Genomic DNA, 14,924 nt, shown 5'->3' on the forward strand with positions numbered 1-14,924 from the left:
TGATCGCGAAGGGCCCCTGCGGTCCCTACCTGCCAGTACCCACGATCTCAGAGAATCCCATTGCAATATACCTTCCCGGAGGTATATTTCTCTCGGCCGCCGGGAGAGAGAGTCCAGGCCCCGGCGGGCTGCGCATGAGCTCAGTGACTGATCTGAACCGTCTATCTGCAGTGGGGACTGGACATGACTGGCGACGTGCTGGCGACGGACATACCGAAGGACGCGCAGGGGGGCGCACTGGAGCGGATCGTGCCGCGAAGACTGGTGCACAAGGCGGCGGCGGACGAGGTACTGCTGACCGACGCGGTGCGGGTGCGACCGGGACACTTCTACCTGGCCGTACGGCAGCCCGCCGGACACGGGCTGTACCGCCCGGACTCGGCCGGCGCGAGCGATCCGACGCTCTTCGTGGAGATGCTGCGGCAGACCGCGATCTACCTGTCGCACCGCTTCTACGAGGTGCCGCTCGACCACCCGTTCATCTTCTGCGCACTCGACTTCGACATGGCGGCGCCGCCCGGCGAGGACGACGACGCCGACGAGCCCGTGGTCCTGGAGGTGCGCTGCCGGGAGACCAAGCAGCGCACGCCGAAACGCGCGGCACTGACCCTGGAGGCGCAGCTCGTCTGCGCGGGCGGGGTGCGTGCCGTCGGCAGCGTCACGTGGCAGGCGGTCGAACCGGCGCGCTACACCGCGCTGCGCAGCCGCGGCACCGACGGGACCCCGCCGCCCGCCCCCGGCACCGCGGTCACGGTGACGCTGCCCGGCGCGCGTGTGATGGCGCCGGAACTCGTGGGCCGGGAGCGCGCGCTGGACGTGGTGGTCGCCGAGTTCGCCGCGCCGGAGGACGGTCCGGCCGTGGCGGGCGAGCCCGGCGGCACCTGGCTGCTGCACGTCGACCAGTCCCACCCCGTCTTCTTCGACCACCCCAGCGACCACGTCCCCGGCATGCTGCTCCTCGAAGCGGTGCGCCAGGCGTCGTGTGCCGCCCTGGGCCCGGCCCCGGCACCGCTGTACGAGTGGACCATGTCCGGCGGCGGGGTCGAGTTCGGCGCCTACTGCGAACTGGCCGCGCCCACCTGGCTGGTCGTCCGGCACGCCGGCGCACCGGAGGCGGCCGACCAGGCCACCGTCACCGTCGAGGCGGTGCAGCACGGCAGGACCGTGGCGTCCGGCAGCGCCCGCTGGAAGGCGGCCCCGGCACCCGGCCGGGACGCGGTCGGCGCCGGCGTCCGGGAGGCCCGCGCATGACGCCGCACTCCGCCCCGCTCCCCGGCGACCCCCAGCCCGCCGCACCCGCGGTCCTCCAGGCGCGCCGCACGGCCCGGGTCGCCGCCTGGCACGCCGACGAGGCCGACGCGCGGCGCCGGCTCGACCCCGACGTGATCGCGGAGATCACCCGGGCCGGCTTCGGCCGGCACTTCGTCCCCGCCGAACACGGGGGTGCGGAGGGCTCGTTCGGCGAACTGGTGCGGGCGACCGCCGAGGTGGCCGAGGGCTGCACCTCCGCGGCCTGGGTCGCCGCGCTCTTCGCCGCCCACAGCCGGTTGGCCGCCTACCTGCCGGCACGCGCCCGCCGGGAACTGTGGGACGCGTCCCCCGACGTCCGGATCGCGGCCGGCGTCGCCCAGCCCCGGCTGCGTGCCGTCGCCGAACCCGGCGGCTGGCTGCTCAGCGGGGAGTGGCCGAACGTCAGCGGTATCGCGTTCGCCGACTGGGTGCTGCTCGCGGCCCTCGCCGAGGGCCCGGACGGCGACGTCTCCACCCTCTTCCTGGTGCCGGCCGCGGACTGCGAGGTCCTCGACACCTGGAACACCCTCGGCATGCGCGGCACCGGCAGCAACACCGTCCGCCTCGACGGGGCCCGGGTGCCGGCCCACCGCACGGTGCCCCGGGAGCGGCTGCTCGCCCCGCGCGAACCCGGCGCCGCCCGCTGCCACATCGTGCCCTACCCGTTCGTGGCCGCGCTGATGTTCGCGGCGCCGGTGCTGGGCGCCGCCCGCGGCGCGCTCGCCGACTGGACCCGGACCGCCAGGGAGCGCACCGGTCCGGCGGACCCGGACTCCGGCCCGCGTACCGTCCTCACCCGCTCGGCGGCCGAACTGCGCGCCGCGAAGCTCCTGATGGACAGCGCGGCGGCCCGCGCCGACGAGGCGCGGATCGAACCGCTGACGGTGGCCGAGACGGTGCGGGACGTCGTGGCCGCCGTGGAGATGTGCGCGACCGCCGTCGACCGGCTCCTCGGCACGGCCGGCAGCCGGGAGCAGTCCCACGACGACCCGGTCCAGCGCCGCCGGCGCGACATCCGGACCGCCTCGACACACGCCATGCTCCGCTTCGACTCCTCGGCGCAGGCCTACGCGCGGGCCGTCCTCGGGGCCTGATTCGCCCGCCCCGGCCGTCACGCGCCGCGCGCCCGCGCCGACGGCCGGCCATCGGGCGACCGCGCCCCCGCTGCCCGGCGCGCCTTCGGCCACCAGGAAAGGGCCACACCATGATCCGGCGCATCGCGTTCTTCGACCTCGACGAGACCCTGCTCGCCCAGAAGAGCATGCTCAGCTTCTGGCACCACTGGACCGACCGGCTGGTCCGCGAGGGGCGCACGCCCCCGGTCCTGCGGTCGTCCGGCGCGGACCGGGCGACCCTCAACCGCGGGTACTTCGGCCACTTCGCGGGTGTACCGCTGGCACGCCTGGAGGCGGCCGCCCGCCAGTGGTACGCGGAGTACCGCACGCAGCACCGCGCCTATGTGGCCGGGGCGCTCGACGCCCTGGAGCGGCACCACCGGGACGGCCACGAGACCGCGCTCGTCACCGGGTCCGGCCGGGCCCTCGTCCAGCCCGTCGCGGAGCACCTCGGCATCCGTCACGTCCTCGCCACGGAGCAGCTGACCGATGCGGCGGGAACGCTCACCGGTGAGGTGCGGCGCTCCATGATCGGACCGGCGAAGGCGGAGGGCGTGGCCGCCCTCATCCGCCGCCGGGGCGTGCGCCCCGGTGACTGCTTCGCGTACGGCGACCACAGCAGCGACCTGCCGATGCTGGCCCTGGTGGGGCATCCCGTGGTGGTTGGGGAGGACCCGGTACTGCGCGCGCACGGCGCCGCCCGGGGCTGGCGGGTGATCGGCACGCACGCCTGCCCGCACCCGGACAACCTGGTGATGCCGGCCGCGAGTTGACGAGCGGGACCGCTCCCACGCCGGGGGAAGGGACCCTGATTGGTCTCTGGAAAAAATACCTTCGAGAGGGTATGTTACCAGTCGACTCGCAGGACGGGGGAGAGGCAGCGGACGCATGAGCGCACCGACCATCGGGCCGCAGGCCCTGAGGCTCTTCGAGTACGCATCGGCCCGCAGCGACTGGACCGTGCGCAGCGCCTGCGAGCAACTGGACACCACGGTCGACGAGATCGAACAGGCCCGCCAGGAACTGCTCGGGCTCGGCCTGCTCGTCGAGGCCCCCGCCGGCGCCTCCCCGGCGGGGGAGGAGGCCGAGGAACGCACGGCCAGGGCGACCGCGCCGGAGGCCGCCCTGCTCAGACTCCTCACCGCCGAGGAGCAGGCGGCCACCGAGCTGACCGAGCAGATCCGGCGCACCCGCGAACGCATCGGCGCCATGCGGGAGGTGTTCCTGCCGCTGCACACCGCCCGCACCAACGGGCTCGAAGTGGTCACCAGCCCCGAGCGGATCGCCCGTGTCCTCGCCGACGCCGCCGACATCGCCACGTCGGAGATCCTGAGCGTGCACCCCGGACCGGTGATGGGACCGGAGGTGCTCTCCCAGGGACTCGAACGCGATCTGCGGGTGCTGGACCGGGGCGTGACGATGCGCAGCATCCATCTGCGGCCGATGACCCGGATCACCCACGCGATGACCCATCTCCAGGGGCTCCGCGCGGCCGGCGCGCAGGTGCGGATCGCCAGCATCGTGCCGTTCCGCTTCATCCTCGTCGACCGCGTGCAGGCGCTGGTCCCCGCCCTGCACGCCCGTTCCGGCAACGCCATGATGGTGCTGCGCGGCGAGGCCGTCACCGCGCTGCTGGTGAAGGTGTTCGAGATGTGCTGGGCGTCCGCCGCGCCCCTGGAGACGGCCGAGTCCGGCCGGGAGACCGGGTTCTCCTCCCAGCAGCTGTGGATGCTGCGCCTGATGGCCACCGGCCGCAAGGACGAGGCGATAGCCCGCGAACTCGGCGTCTCCGTGCGCACGCTGCGGCGCATGATGGCCGACCTGATGGGCCGCCTCGACGTCGAGAGCCGCTTCCAGGCGGGCATCACGGCGGCCCGGATGGGCCTGCTCGACTAGGACGTCGGCGGGTTCCGCCGGCCCGATGCCCGCCGATGCCCGCTTGCTGCCGCCCGGTGCCCGTCCTGGGCCCGGGTTGACCGGTTGCGGCCAGACCGGCATGGGCAGGGCCTTGACGCTGGCCCCCGGGACGCGGCCGTCGTCAGGATGGTGCTCCGGCAACATGCCAGCCAGTCAGGAGCCCTCGTGTTCGACCCGGTACTCCTCCGATCCCTGACGGGGACACCCCTGCGGGTCCGGTGCGCCGTGCTGCCGGTGCCCGCGCCCGACGGCGGTGCCGCCGACAGCGGGCGCACCTGGGCCGTGCTCCGGGTCACCCTGCGCGGGGCCGGCAGCACCGGGCGGGGCGAGGCCACGCTGCTGCCGTATCTGGAGGCGCACGCGCGGGACGCCGTACACGCCCAACTGGAATCCGCTGAAGCGGCACTCGGCCATGTCGTCAGCCCCCTGGAACTCGCGGACCTGCTGCCGCCCGGCCCGCTGCGCAGCGCCCTCGACGCGGCGCTGTGGGACCTGCTCGCCAAGCGCAGCGGGCTGCGGGTCTGGGAACTGCTCGGCGTGCCCCCACCGCGGCCCGCGCCCGCCGTCCGCACCCTCCCGCTGCTGGAACACGCCCGGCTGGAGAAGGAACTGCACCACAGCGACGGCTTCACCTCGCTCCGCCTCAAGCTCGGGGCCCGAGCCGTCGAGGACGACATCGCCCGGCTCGACGCGGTACGCCGGCACCGGCCCGACGCCTGGCTGATGGCCGACGCCGACGGCGGCTGGGACATGGACCGGCTGCGCACCATGCTGCCCACCCTCGTGGACCACGGCGTACGGCTGCTCGAACAGCCCCTGCCCGAGCCCGAGTCCGGCGCCCTGGCCGCCCTGCGCCGCCCCTTCCCGATCATCGCCGACCCCGCTCACGGCGAGGTGGCCGACCTCGGGCGGCTCGTCACCCGGTACGACGGCATCCACCTCAGGCTGGACGCCGTGGGCGGCCTCACCACGGCCCTCGGGCTGATCGAACAGGCCGGTCAGCGCGGCCTGCTGGTCCTGCTCGGCTCGTCGCCCGCCACGGCACGCTCCTGGGCGGCGACCCTGCACGCGGCGCCCGCGGCCGACCTCGTCAGCCTGCCGCGGACGCTGTGCGTGCCGGGGGAACACGGCGAACTGGCCGCCCCGGGCGGCAGGCTGACGCTGCCCGCGCCGGAACTGTGGGGCTGACCCGCGGCATATGACTGTCCCGGCCGGCGGACCCGCGCAGGGTCCGCCGGCCGGGACAGCCGTGCGGGGGCTCAGCCCCAGATCAGGTCGTCGTCCTCGGGTGTCCGGACGGCGGGACCGGTGCTGCGGTGGGGGGTGCGCATGGTGGCTGCTCCTCTGTCGTGCCGTGTCCCGTCCGCCGCCTCGCGGCGCGGGATGCCACTCCGATCATCCGATGTGACACGGCCGTTGACAGCCTGCACGGCCTGGCCGCCAGGGGAATGACCGGTCGGTGCCACGCCGGGCCCGAAAAGCGGCGAGCCCCGCCGGCCGCCGGGCGGAACCCGGACGGCCTGCGGGGCAGCGGGGAGCGGAGCCCGCCGGCGGCTCAGTAGTGCACGCGGCGGTTGTCCTCCGTCACCCGGTAGCGCACGTTCCACAGGCTGCGGCGCACGTAGGTCCGCTGGAGCCAGCGGTCCTGGCCGTCGTAGCGGGCCGTGAAGACCGAACGGGCGTGCACACCCTTGCGGTTGTTGATCAGCAGGGTCTGGCCCGGACGCAGGTGCACGCTGTGCGAGACCTGCCGGCAGACCTGCTGGAGGATGTCCAGGGCCTCCCGGGCGCCGCTGGTGAGCGGGTGCACACCGTTGGCGGAGATGGCGATCTCCGGGAAGTCCTGGTGCCCGCTGATCATCGGCACCGGCTCCGACAGCACGTCCTGGCCGCCGGCGACGTCCCGGACGTAACTGCCCGGCGCGTTCAGCCGGAACAGCGGGCTGCGCAGCGTGTCCAGCACCTCCGGGGCCAGCGCGGCCTGGATGTCACGGGCGTCGGCGTAGTAGGTGCCGGCCACGCCCTCGTGGTCGGCGCGCACGCAGCTCAGCACCAGGAAGTCCGGGTTGGCGACGTCGTAGCGGCCGATCACGTCGTGCATGATGTCGCTGTGGAAGTTGAGGAAGACGTCCGACCCCTGGTTGGTCTGGGTCTTCGCGCCTCCCGGGACCGGGATGACGTCGTGCACCAACTGCCCGGCCTTCTCGGTCAGCACGCCCATCGGCTCGCCCAGCAGACCGCTGAGGCCGAGCAGCACACCCTCCGCCACGAACGTCTTCTTGTCCTGGCTCGGGCCGCCGTCCGAGGGGGTGTCGGGCAGCTCGGCGTCCACCGGCAGATTGCTGATCAGGGTGACGCCGGGGGTGTCGATGTGGCGGCCGAAGTCGAGGATCTGCTGGAGCACACCGGTCGGCAGGGTCGAGAAGATCTGGAGCAGCCGGGTCATGGTGTGGTCGATGTCGGTGTTCGGATCCGGCAGCCGCTCCAGCTGCGCGCCGAGCGCGTCGCGCACCTCGTCGGAGAGGTCGATCAGGCCGAGCGTCCTGGTGGTGACCGGTGCGGCGGCCGGGGCGGTGAGGTCGGTGGTCGCGGTCATGGGTGTCACACTCCTTGCATCTCGAACAGCGGCGCGTCCGGGTCGAGTTCCGCGCCGGGACGGTTCACGTGGTCGTGCAGGCGCTGCGTGAGGTGCAGCGCGTCCTCCTCGTCGGTGGCGAGCTGGGTCGCCACCTGGCTGCCGCGCACGGCGGAGACCGGGATGCCGGCGTACTCGCCGGGCTCCACGCCGTTGCGCCGCTGGAACTCCGGCAGGTCCACGAAGCCGCCGGTGACGGCGACCAGCGGACCCGAGGTCAGCCGGACGACGTCGATGTTGGCGCCGTGGAAGACGGTGTACGCCCGGTCGGCCAGCTCCTCCGTGGCGTACCGCAGGGCCGCCGACCGCTGGTTCAGGACCACCGCGGCCACCGACGAACCGGCGTTGCCGATCACCGAACCGGCCGGGAACGGCGGCCGGTTGTAGCGGCACACGATCTCGATCCGGTTGCGCTGGGCCAGCCGCACGGCCCGGCGGTGCAGCACCTTCGCGCCGTAGAGCGACATCAGCGCGGCCGTGTTGTACGACACCTCGGTCAGCAGCCGGGCGCCCGTGATCAGGTGCGGGTCGGAGCTGTAGATGCCGTCGACGTCGGAGTGGATCTCGCAGCGGGGCGAGCCGACCGCCGCCGCGACGGCCACCGCGGAGAGGTCCGAGCTGTTCTTGCCCAGCCAGGTCGGCCGGCCCTCCTTGTCGGCGGCCTGTCCGCCGGGCACCACCACGACGTCGTGGTCGCGGACCGCGGTGCGCAGCGGCTCCGGGTCGGTGTGCTCCAGCCGGGCCCACATGAACGCCGAGTCGGTGGTCAGGCCCAGCTGGTGGCCGGCCAGCACCGTGGCGCTGCGGCCGGTGCGGTGCAGCGCCGTGGCGAGCAACTGCGCGCCCACCGTGTCGGCGAGGGTCAGCAGGCCCGCGACGGTCTCGTCCTCCGGGTGCGGGTTGACCTGGCTGAGCCGCTCGCGGAACTGCTCGGTCTCGCCGGGCTGGCCGCTCACCACGACCACCAGCCGGGCGCCCTCCTCCTCGATCCGCCGGGACAGCGCCTCGGCCAGTTGCTGGTACGCGGCCAGCGTGCGGAAGCTGGAGCCCCCGAACTTCAGGACCGCGGGCGGCACTCCGGCGCCCGTCGGCGGCGTGTCGGTCACAGGGTCCCCCGGGCTATGAGTTCCTCGGCGATCTGGATGGCGTTGAGCGCGGCGCCGATGGTGAGGTTGTCGGCGACCAGCCAGAGCCAGAAGGCACGCGGGTTGTTCGGGTTCACCCGGACCCGGCCGACGTGCACCCGGTGCGGGTCGTCGATGGTGGCCGGGGTCGGGAACTCGCGCGGCGACTCCCGGTCGTGCACCGTCACCTCGGGCAACGCGGCCAGCACCTCGACGAGTTCGGCACGGTCGACCACGCCCTGCGCCTCGATCCACACGGCCTCCGAGTGGCCGTTGACCACGGGCACCCGGACACAGGTGGTGGTGACGTCGAGGTGGGGGATGCCGAGGATCTTGCGGGACTCCTGGAGCATCTTCTGCTCCTCCAGCGTGAAGCCGGTGTCCAGGAAGCGGTCGATCTTCGGGATGACGTTGAAGGCCAGCGACGGCGTGAACTCCTTGGCCGGGTACGGCTCTTCGGGGTTCTCCAGCGCGGCCCGGCTGGCGTCGCGCAGCTCCTCCACGCCCGGGTGGCCGAGGCCGGAGGCGGCCTGGTAGGTGCTGACCACGGCCTGCCGCACACCCCAGCGCTCCTCGATGCCCTTCAGCAGCCGCACCAGGGGGATGGTCGAGCAGTTCGGGTTGGCGATCACGCCGGACTTCGGCCGCCGGTCCAGCTCGTGCGCGTTGACCTGCGGCACGACCAGCGGGCTGTCGGGGTCCATGCGGTAGACGATGGTGTTGTCGATGACGACGGCGCCGGCCGCGACGGCCTTGGGCACCCACTGCTGGCTGGCCTCGGTGCCGGCGGAGAAGAACGCCAGGTCGACGGTGGAGAAGTCGAACTCGTCCACGGCCTGCACGGGGTAGGACACCCCGTCGACGCTCAACTCGGTGCCGGCCGACCGGGCCGAGGCGACCAGCCGCATGTCGCGGTAGCGCAGGCCGCGCTGCTCGATCAGGCCGATGAGGGTGTTGCCGACGGCGCCGGTGGCACCGACGATGGCGACGCGGGGTGCGGTGGGGTCGGTCACGAGGGTCATCGGGTGCCTCCGGAGTTGATCTCGACCTTGGACGCGGCGGGGGCGGGGGCCGGGGCGGCAGCGGGAACGGCCGGCTTGGCGGCCCGGCCCTTGAAGGTCCAGCCCAGGTTGATGCCGAGGCTCGCGGCGACGATCAGCGGGATGCCGAGGGCCTGGAGCCAGCTGACGCTGTGCCCGTAGACGGCCCAGTCCATGAGCATGGCCACGGCCGGGTAGACGAAGGCCAGGACGGCGATCTTCGGGGTGGGCAGCTTCTGGTACGCGGAGTACATGAGGACGTACATCACGCAGGTGTGGATGACGCCGAGGCCGACCAGCCAGCCCCAGTCCGCGCCCAGGTCCTTGGTCTGGCTCAGCGTGGTGAACGGCAGCAGCAGGAAGATGCCGAGCACCAGCTGCACCAGGGCGACCAGATGCGGCCGCACCCCGGTGACGCGCTTGGTGATCAGGGTGGAGACGGCGTAGAAGACGGCGGCGAGCAGCGCGTAGCCGAGACCGGCCAGGTAGGCGCCGTCCCCGCTGCCGGTCAGGTCGGACGCGGAGACCCCGGCGACCAGGATCAGGCCGACGAAGGCCACGCCGAGCCAGCCGAACTTGGTGGCCGTGAGCTTGTCGCGGAAGATCAGCGAGCCCAGCAGCATCACGTAGAAGGGCTGCGTGTGGTAGACGACCGTCGCCACCGAGATCGACGTGCCCTCGTACGACTTGAACAGGAAGGCCCAGTTGAACACGATGAACGCGCCGCCGAGCGCCGCCAGGCCCAGCTTCTTCGCGGTGAAGCCGTGGTTCTTGAAGTAGCCGCGCAGCAGGCAGTACAGGCCCAGCGCGATCGTGCCGAACAGGCAGCGGAAGAACACCACGTTGAAGGGCGAGGCACCGGATTCGATGACGAACACGCCCAGGGTGCCCGAGAGCACCATGGCGAGCGTCAGCTCGATGGCCCCCTTCTTCTCCTGGTTCGGGGCACGGGTGTCGGTACTCATGTGAGTGCCTTTCTGAAGGGTCTGAGGGGGTGATGTCGTGGTCAGTGCAGGGGCACGGCGTAGTGCAGGCCGCCCCTGGTCCACAGCTCGTTGAGGCCGCGCGGCACGGCGAGGCCGGTGGCCGGGCCGAGACTGCGCTCGTAGACGTCGGCGTAGGTGCCGACCGCGTCCAGCACCCGGGCCGCCCAGTCCCGGTCCAGACCGATGGCGGGTCCGTGGACGCCCGCCGTCTCGGCGGCCTGCGCGAGCGCCTTGTCCCGCTCGCCGACCTCGTCCACCTGGTGCTCGGCGGCGACGAGGAGCTGGAGCACCCAGCGGCACAGCCGGAACCAGGCCGGGTCGGCGTCCCGGACGGCCGCCGCCATGGGCTCGCGCGAGATGGCCGCGTCGAGGATGCGGTGCGCCTCGGGGTCGGCCAGCGCGGCCCGCTCCCCGGCCAGCGCCACCCGGTCCAGGACGTAGGCGGCGCACTCGCCGGCCGCGTAGCCGGCGAGGGTCTCGCCGGGCGTGGTGTAGGCGACCGGCTCGACCGCGTACCCCCGGGTGCCGTACCAGGAGGCCAGGTTGGCCGCGCTCGTGGTGCCCGCCTGGACGGCCACCCGGCGCCCGGCCAGGTCCTCGGGCGTGGTGAGCCCGCTGTCGGCGCGGACCAGGAAGCCCTCGCCGTCGTAGCAGGTGACGCCGGCGAACAGCACCGGCTGGGCGGCCTCGCGGCCCAGGGTCCAGCTCACGTTGCAGACGGTCAGGTCGACCTCGCCCGAGGCCAGCCGGGTGAGCCGGTCCGCGGGGTCGGTGGGCATCCAGGCGACGGCCTCCGCGCTGCCGAGGGCGGCGGCGGCAACCGCCCGCGCGACCTCGGTGTCCAGACCGCTCCAGCGGCCGTCGGCGCCTTCGAGGGAGAGCCCGCGGATGCCACGGCTGACCGCGACCCGCAGCGCCCCGCGCTTCCGTACGGCGTCCAGGGTGGGTGTGCTCATGACATGCTCCTAGGGTGGGTGAACCGGCGCCTGCCGCGTAGCAGCAGCACGCCGAACCGGCGCAGGGCGAGGGACGACGCGGACGCGCGCGGCGCCCTCACGTCAGGCTCCGCCGCGGCGGGTGGCTGTACTGGAGCCCCCGCAGGTGCGCGTGGGTCAGCTGCTCGCGGTCGAAGCGGCGCTCGTTGAACCCGAGCATCGTCAGCAGCCCCTTGGCACTCACCGGCCGCCGGCTGCCGCCACCGCCGTCCGCCCGCAACGGCATCCGCCCCGCCTCCGCCCAGCGCAGCATCCCGCCCGCGTCGACATACGCCCGCGACCGGTTGGCGTTGTCCTGGTGCAGGCAGTACGGCACGTCCAGGTGCCCGCGGGCGAAGGCCTCGACCAGCGCCTGGCCGACCGTCGGCGCCAACTCCAGGGTGCTGTCGACCAGCAGCCTGGCCTCCTCGTAGATCCCCGAGTCGGTCGCCCCGACCTCCGGCACCCGGCTCGCCTCGTCCCGCGCGATGGAGTCGGCGAACTCCAGGGCGTCCACGTTCTCCGCGATCGTCGGAATCCGGTGCGCCTCCGCCGGCGTCTTCACGATCAGCCGCTCGCTGCCGCTGCGCACCGCGAGCCGGACACTCTCCTCCAGGATCCGGAACGAGCCCACGGGAGTACGCGGGAACACCCCCATGAACGTGTACAGGACCACGTGCCAGTCGGCGGCCGCCAGCCGCTCACCGGCGAGCCGGCGCAGCGCCGCGATCGCCTCCAGGTCCTGGCCCGGATGCGTCTGCTGCGCATAGCTCAGCGAGATGTCGTGCAGTCCGTGCTCACGGAAGAACAGCGCCTCCAGCACGCTCAGCGCCACCAGCAGGCTGGGCGGGCACAACTGCCCCAGCATGCAGCCGCCGAAACTCTCCAGGTGCATCGGCTCCGGCTGCTCGGCGATCAGTTCGCAGCACTGCGCCCACGCCTTCACCGCCTCGCTGATCGGCGCCCGGCTGTAGGGCAGGCAGTACGACACCGGGCCGCCCTCGGTGGCGTCCACCCCGGCCTCGACCATCGCCCGGAACAACGGGTACGGCAGCGCCGACCCGTGCCGGATCTGGACGGGGAACGCGTCCCCCGACACGGAATCCAGCAACTGCCTGGTCGTGTCGGACCCATGGGCCACCAGCGGGAACCCGTTCAGCTCCGCGCCGGTGCGCAGCGCCGCTCGGGCCGAGTCGTGGTCGTTGACACGGGTGTAGCTGTCCAGGGTGATCGTGCCGACCGCCGCCGCGTCGGCGGCCCGCACTCCGAGCAGGCCCTCGCGCATCGTGGGGAGATCCGCGAAACCCATCCTCGGCTGCACCACCAGCCGCCCCTCGGCGTGCGCCGCTTTGATACGACGGGTGAAACGCCCCCGCCGCGCGGTTCCCGCGAGGGAACCCCCGGGTATTCGAGCCGGTGTGTTCACGCGGCGGCTCCCGAGGTGAGCGCGGGCCGCTCGGCGCTGTCGAGCGTCGCCAGGAATTCCTGGAAACTGTCGATTCCGGCGTCCGCCTCGAACACCGCGTCGAAACCGCTGAGCGCGAGTTCCTCGGCGAACACGATGTTCTCGGCGCCGCGCACGCCCAGTTTCCCGCCGATGACGACCCGCAGGTCCGCCAGGTCCGGCTCACTGCGGATACGGCGGATCAGCCGCAGCCCGTCGAGGTGTCCGTGGCCGTTCACCGTGCTGATGACCAGGGCGTCCGGGCGGCTGCGCCGGCACTCCTCGATGATGAGGTCGTCCGGCACGCACGCGCCCAGGTTGGTGACATCCGCGCCCTGCTCCTCCAGCAGGAGTTGCAGAAAGACCAGATTCCACATGTGGGCGTCGGAAGACACGCTCGACACGACAAACTTCTTCGCCGGGAGCATGACTTGAGACATAAGGGGTTCTCCTTGCCTCTGTAACGGTGACTCTATTAGTCTCCGTGCCGAGCAGTCGCCGAGTCCAGAAATGCGGTTCGGTATTGCAGATGGGCTTTATCGAGCCGATCGATCGCTTTTCTCGGACCTCAGGAATTCTGGTATTCCTGGCTGAGGAAATCGATGACCTGCTCCACGAACACCTGACGCTCGCGCGAGAGGTGCGACCCCTTGCGCCAGGCGAGCTGCGTGTACAGCTCGAACGGCGCCTCCCAGGCCAGCGGGACCAGCGCGCCGGCGGCCAGCTCGTCGGCGACCGTCATACGCGGCAGCATGCTGATGCCGAGCCCCGCGCCGACGCCCCGCTTGATCGCCTCGATGTTGCCGAACTCCAGGAACGGCACCGCCTCGCCCGAACCGTCGTTCAACTCCGCCTCCAGCAGCTCCCGGTAGGCGCAGCCGGCCTCGGGCGCGAGCACCGACTCCTGGCGCAGCTCGTCGGTCTCCACCTTGACCTCGCGTGCCAGCCGGTGGGTCGGCGCGGCCACGATGACCAGCGGCTCCACGCCGAGCACCTCGCTGTGCACACCGGAGTGCTGGGTCTCGGCCTCCATCAGGAAGCCCGCGTCGAACACGCCCTGGCGCAGCGAGTGCAGGGTCTCGGCGCACAGGCTGGGCCGCAGGGCGATCTGGAGCCGCGGGTAGCGGTGGTGGAAGTACTCCAGCACCGAGGGCATGCGGTACGAGGTGATGCTCTCCATCGTGCCGACCGTCAGCACCCCTTCGGGCCGCGCGTCCGGGGACGCGGCACCGCGCGCCTCGTCCGCGAGCGACAGCATCTGCCCGGCGTACGGCAGCAGTCGGGTGCCCGCCGGAGTGAGCTTGACCTTCCCCGCGACCCGCTCGAACAGCTCGCTGCCGAGGGACACTTCGAGGCCCTTGATCTGCGCGGTCACACTGGACTGCGCGTAGTTGAGTTCGGCCGCTGCCCGGGTGAAGCTCCCCAGCGTGGCGACGCGGTGAAAGGTCCGGAGTTGCCGGATGTCCATTGGTCTCTCCCGGAGGATGCGACGGAATTGATCCTCGTGCCCGAGACCCTGAGCCTGCCGATCCGCCCCCTGCCCACGGAAGTACATGCCGGTGGCACACAGTGCCCACGACCGGCATGTGCCGGGGGAGCGGGGGCCTGCGGCCGCCCTTCCGAGGCGCCTGCGACGACGCGGGCACCTGCGGGGATGCTGCGGGAACGGGGGGTACGGACACGGGGGCTCCCTTTGCTTCCCGGGCCGGTCTCGCGCGTTCCTTCCCGGGCCCGTCCCCGCGTCGCGGCTGGCGGCCCGCGTCGCCTCGGCCGGCATGGCGACTGGCGGTCCGCGCCCGGATGCCCGTAGCCGCCGGTCGGGGCTCCTGCGGTCCGCATCCGGCCGCCCGTGCAGCCGTGTACGTCCCGCCCTGCGGTCCGCATCGTGCCGGTGCCGGCAGCCGTGTCCGGCGGCTGTTGCCGCAGCGCGGTTATCTGCCCGGCGTCGGTGGCCGGCGGTCCACGCCCGGCCTGCGCGATCTGCCGCCCGGCGTCCGTACCGTGTCCCCTCGGTCGGCGTGGTGGCGGGCGGTCCTCGCTCGGATGCCCGTACGCCCCCCCGGTCGGGGCTCCTGCGGTGCGCATCCGGCTGCCCGTGCAGCCGTGTACGTCACGCCCTGCGGTCCGCATCGTGCCGGTGTCGGCGGCCGTGTCCGGTGGCTGTTGCCCGCAGTGCGGTATCTGTCCGGCGTCGGTGGCCGGCGGTCCACGCCCGGCCTGCGCGATCTGCCGCCCGGCGTCGGTACCGTGTCCCCTCGGTCGGCGTGGTGGCGGGCGGTCCTCGCTCGGATGCCCGTACGCCCCCGGGCCGGGGCTCCTGCGGTGCACATCCGGCTGCCCCTGCGGCCGTGTCCGACACCTCCTGTCGTCCGCACCGGGCCCGTGCCGGCAGCCGTTGT

13 protein-coding genes are annotated in these 14,924 nt (G+C 72.9%); 5 read left to right on the forward strand and 8 right to left on the reverse strand.

Translation table 11 applies throughout. The features are described from left to right. Positions 1 to 183: 183 nt before the first annotated feature. The 5 genes from NX794_RS35475 to NX794_RS35495 all read left to right on the forward strand — a co-directional run bounded on the left by NX794_RS35475 (position 184) and on the right by NX794_RS35495 (position 5,510). A complete protein-coding gene (locus tag NX794_RS35475) occupies positions 184 to 1,251 on the forward strand; it encodes a ScbA/BarX family gamma-butyrolactone biosynthesis protein (RefSeq protein ID WP_258783832.1) in 1,068 nt (355 codons plus the stop codon). After that, complete coding sequence (locus NX794_RS35480; RefSeq protein ID WP_258783833.1) at positions 1,248 to 2,384, forward strand: acyl-CoA dehydrogenase family protein; 1,137 nt, start codon at positions 1,248 to 1,250, stop codon at positions 2,382 to 2,384. The genes NX794_RS35475 and NX794_RS35480 overlap by 4 nt, the downstream gene beginning before the upstream one ends. Before the next feature lie 110 nt (positions 2,385 to 2,494). Continuing rightward, entirely contained in the window at positions 2,495 to 3,178 is a 684-nt protein-coding gene (locus NX794_RS35485) for an HAD family hydrolase (protein WP_258783834.1), read from the forward strand. 115 nt (positions 3,179 to 3,293) lie between these two features. Next, a complete protein-coding gene (locus tag NX794_RS35490; protein ID WP_258783835.1) occupies positions 3,294 to 4,301 on the forward strand; it encodes a LuxR C-terminal-related transcriptional regulator in 1,008 nt (335 codons plus the stop codon). 186 nt (positions 4,302 to 4,487) lie between these two features. Further along, the gene (locus NX794_RS35495) at positions 4,488 to 5,510 is read left to right on the forward strand and encodes an enolase C-terminal domain-like protein (protein ID WP_258783836.1); all 1,023 of its coding nucleotides are present in this window, start codon (positions 4,488 to 4,490) and stop codon (positions 5,508 to 5,510) included. 367 nt (positions 5,511 to 5,877) lie between these two features. Here the strand turns inward: NX794_RS35495 and NX794_RS35500 are convergent, their stop codons facing one another. The 8 genes from NX794_RS35500 to NX794_RS35535 form a co-directional block, all read right to left on the reverse strand. After that, the gene (locus tag NX794_RS35500; RefSeq protein ID WP_258783837.1) at positions 5,878 to 6,918 is read right to left on the reverse strand and encodes a TauD/TfdA family dioxygenase; all 1,041 of its coding nucleotides are present in this window, start codon (positions 6,916 to 6,918) and stop codon (positions 5,878 to 5,880) included. A 5-nt stretch (positions 6,919 to 6,923) separates the two neighbouring features. Beyond that, positions 6,924 to 8,063 (reverse strand): amino acid kinase family protein, encoded by a 1,140-nt coding sequence (locus NX794_RS35505; RefSeq protein WP_258783838.1) that lies wholly within the window; start codon positions 8,061 to 8,063, stop codon positions 6,924 to 6,926. After that, on the reverse strand, positions 8,060 to 9,103 hold the full coding sequence (locus tag NX794_RS35510; RefSeq protein WP_258783839.1) for an aspartate-semialdehyde dehydrogenase: 1,044 nt from the start codon (positions 9,101 to 9,103) through the stop codon (positions 8,060 to 8,062). The genes NX794_RS35505 and NX794_RS35510 overlap by 4 nt, the downstream gene beginning before the upstream one ends. Next, entirely contained in the window at positions 9,100 to 10,086 is a 987-nt protein-coding gene (locus tag NX794_RS35515; protein WP_258783840.1) for a DMT family transporter, read from the reverse strand. Before NX794_RS35515 ends, NX794_RS35510 begins: the two co-directional genes overlap by 4 nt. 41 nt (positions 10,087 to 10,127) lie before the next feature. Beyond that, positions 10,128 to 11,063 carry a transporter substrate-binding domain-containing protein gene (locus NX794_RS35520; RefSeq protein WP_258783841.1) on the reverse strand — a complete coding sequence of 312 codons (936 nt, stop codon included), beginning with the start codon at positions 11,061 to 11,063 and terminating at the stop codon, positions 10,128 to 10,130. A 97-nt stretch (positions 11,064 to 11,160) separates the two neighbouring features. After that, positions 11,161 to 12,507 carry a methylaspartate mutase gene (locus NX794_RS35525; RefSeq protein WP_309506067.1) on the reverse strand — a complete coding sequence of 449 codons (1,347 nt, stop codon included), beginning with the start codon at positions 12,505 to 12,507 and terminating at the stop codon, positions 11,161 to 11,163. After that, positions 12,504 to 12,929 carry a cobalamin B12-binding domain-containing protein gene (locus NX794_RS35530; protein ID WP_258783842.1) on the reverse strand — a complete coding sequence of 142 codons (426 nt, stop codon included), beginning with the start codon at positions 12,927 to 12,929 and terminating at the stop codon, positions 12,504 to 12,506. Before NX794_RS35530 ends, NX794_RS35525 begins: the two co-directional genes overlap by 4 nt. A 164-nt stretch (positions 12,930 to 13,093) precedes the next feature. Further along, positions 13,094 to 13,993, reverse strand: coding sequence for a LysR family transcriptional regulator (locus NX794_RS35535; protein ID WP_258783843.1), 900 nt, complete (start codon positions 13,991 to 13,993; stop codon positions 13,094 to 13,096). Between the last annotated feature and the right edge of the window lie 931 nt (positions 13,994 to 14,924).

It is taken from the genome of Streptomyces pyxinicus (genome assembly GCF_024753135.1).
Lineage (GTDB): Bacteria > Actinomycetota > Actinomycetes > Streptomycetales > Streptomycetaceae > Streptomyces > Streptomyces pyxinicus.

What these genes read in the sequence shown, in the direction of transcription:
- NX794_RS35510 (WP_258783839.1), bottom strand. Translation starts at nt 9,103, where the DNA reads ATGACCCTCGTGACCGACCCCACCGCACCCCGCGTCGCCATCGTCGGT.
- NX794_RS35485 (WP_258783834.1), top strand. Translation starts at nt 2,495, where the DNA reads ATGATCCGGCGCATCGCGTTCTTCGACCTCGACGAGACCCTGCTCGCC.
- NX794_RS35490 (WP_258783835.1), top strand. Translation starts at nt 3,294, where the DNA reads ATGAGCGCACCGACCATCGGGCCGCAGGCCCTGAGGCTCTTCGAGTAC.
- NX794_RS35475 (WP_258783832.1), top strand. Translation starts at nt 184, where the DNA reads ATGACTGGCGACGTGCTGGCGACGGACATACCGAAGGACGCGCAGGGG.
- NX794_RS35500 (WP_258783837.1), bottom strand. Translation starts at nt 6,918, where the DNA reads ATGACCGCGACCACCGACCTCACCGCCCCGGCCGCCGCACCGGTCACC.
- NX794_RS35535 (WP_258783843.1), bottom strand. Translation starts at nt 13,993, where the DNA reads ATGGACATCCGGCAACTCCGGACCTTTCACCGCGTCGCCACGCTGGGG.
- NX794_RS35520 (WP_258783841.1), bottom strand. Translation starts at nt 11,063, where the DNA reads ATGAGCACACCCACCCTGGACGCCGTACGGAAGCGCGGGGCGCTGCGG.
- NX794_RS35480 (WP_258783833.1), top strand. Translation starts at nt 1,248, where the DNA reads ATGACGCCGCACTCCGCCCCGCTCCCCGGCGACCCCCAGCCCGCCGCA.
- NX794_RS35515 (WP_258783840.1), bottom strand. Translation starts at nt 10,086, where the DNA reads ATGAGTACCGACACCCGTGCCCCGAACCAGGAGAAGAAGGGGGCCATC.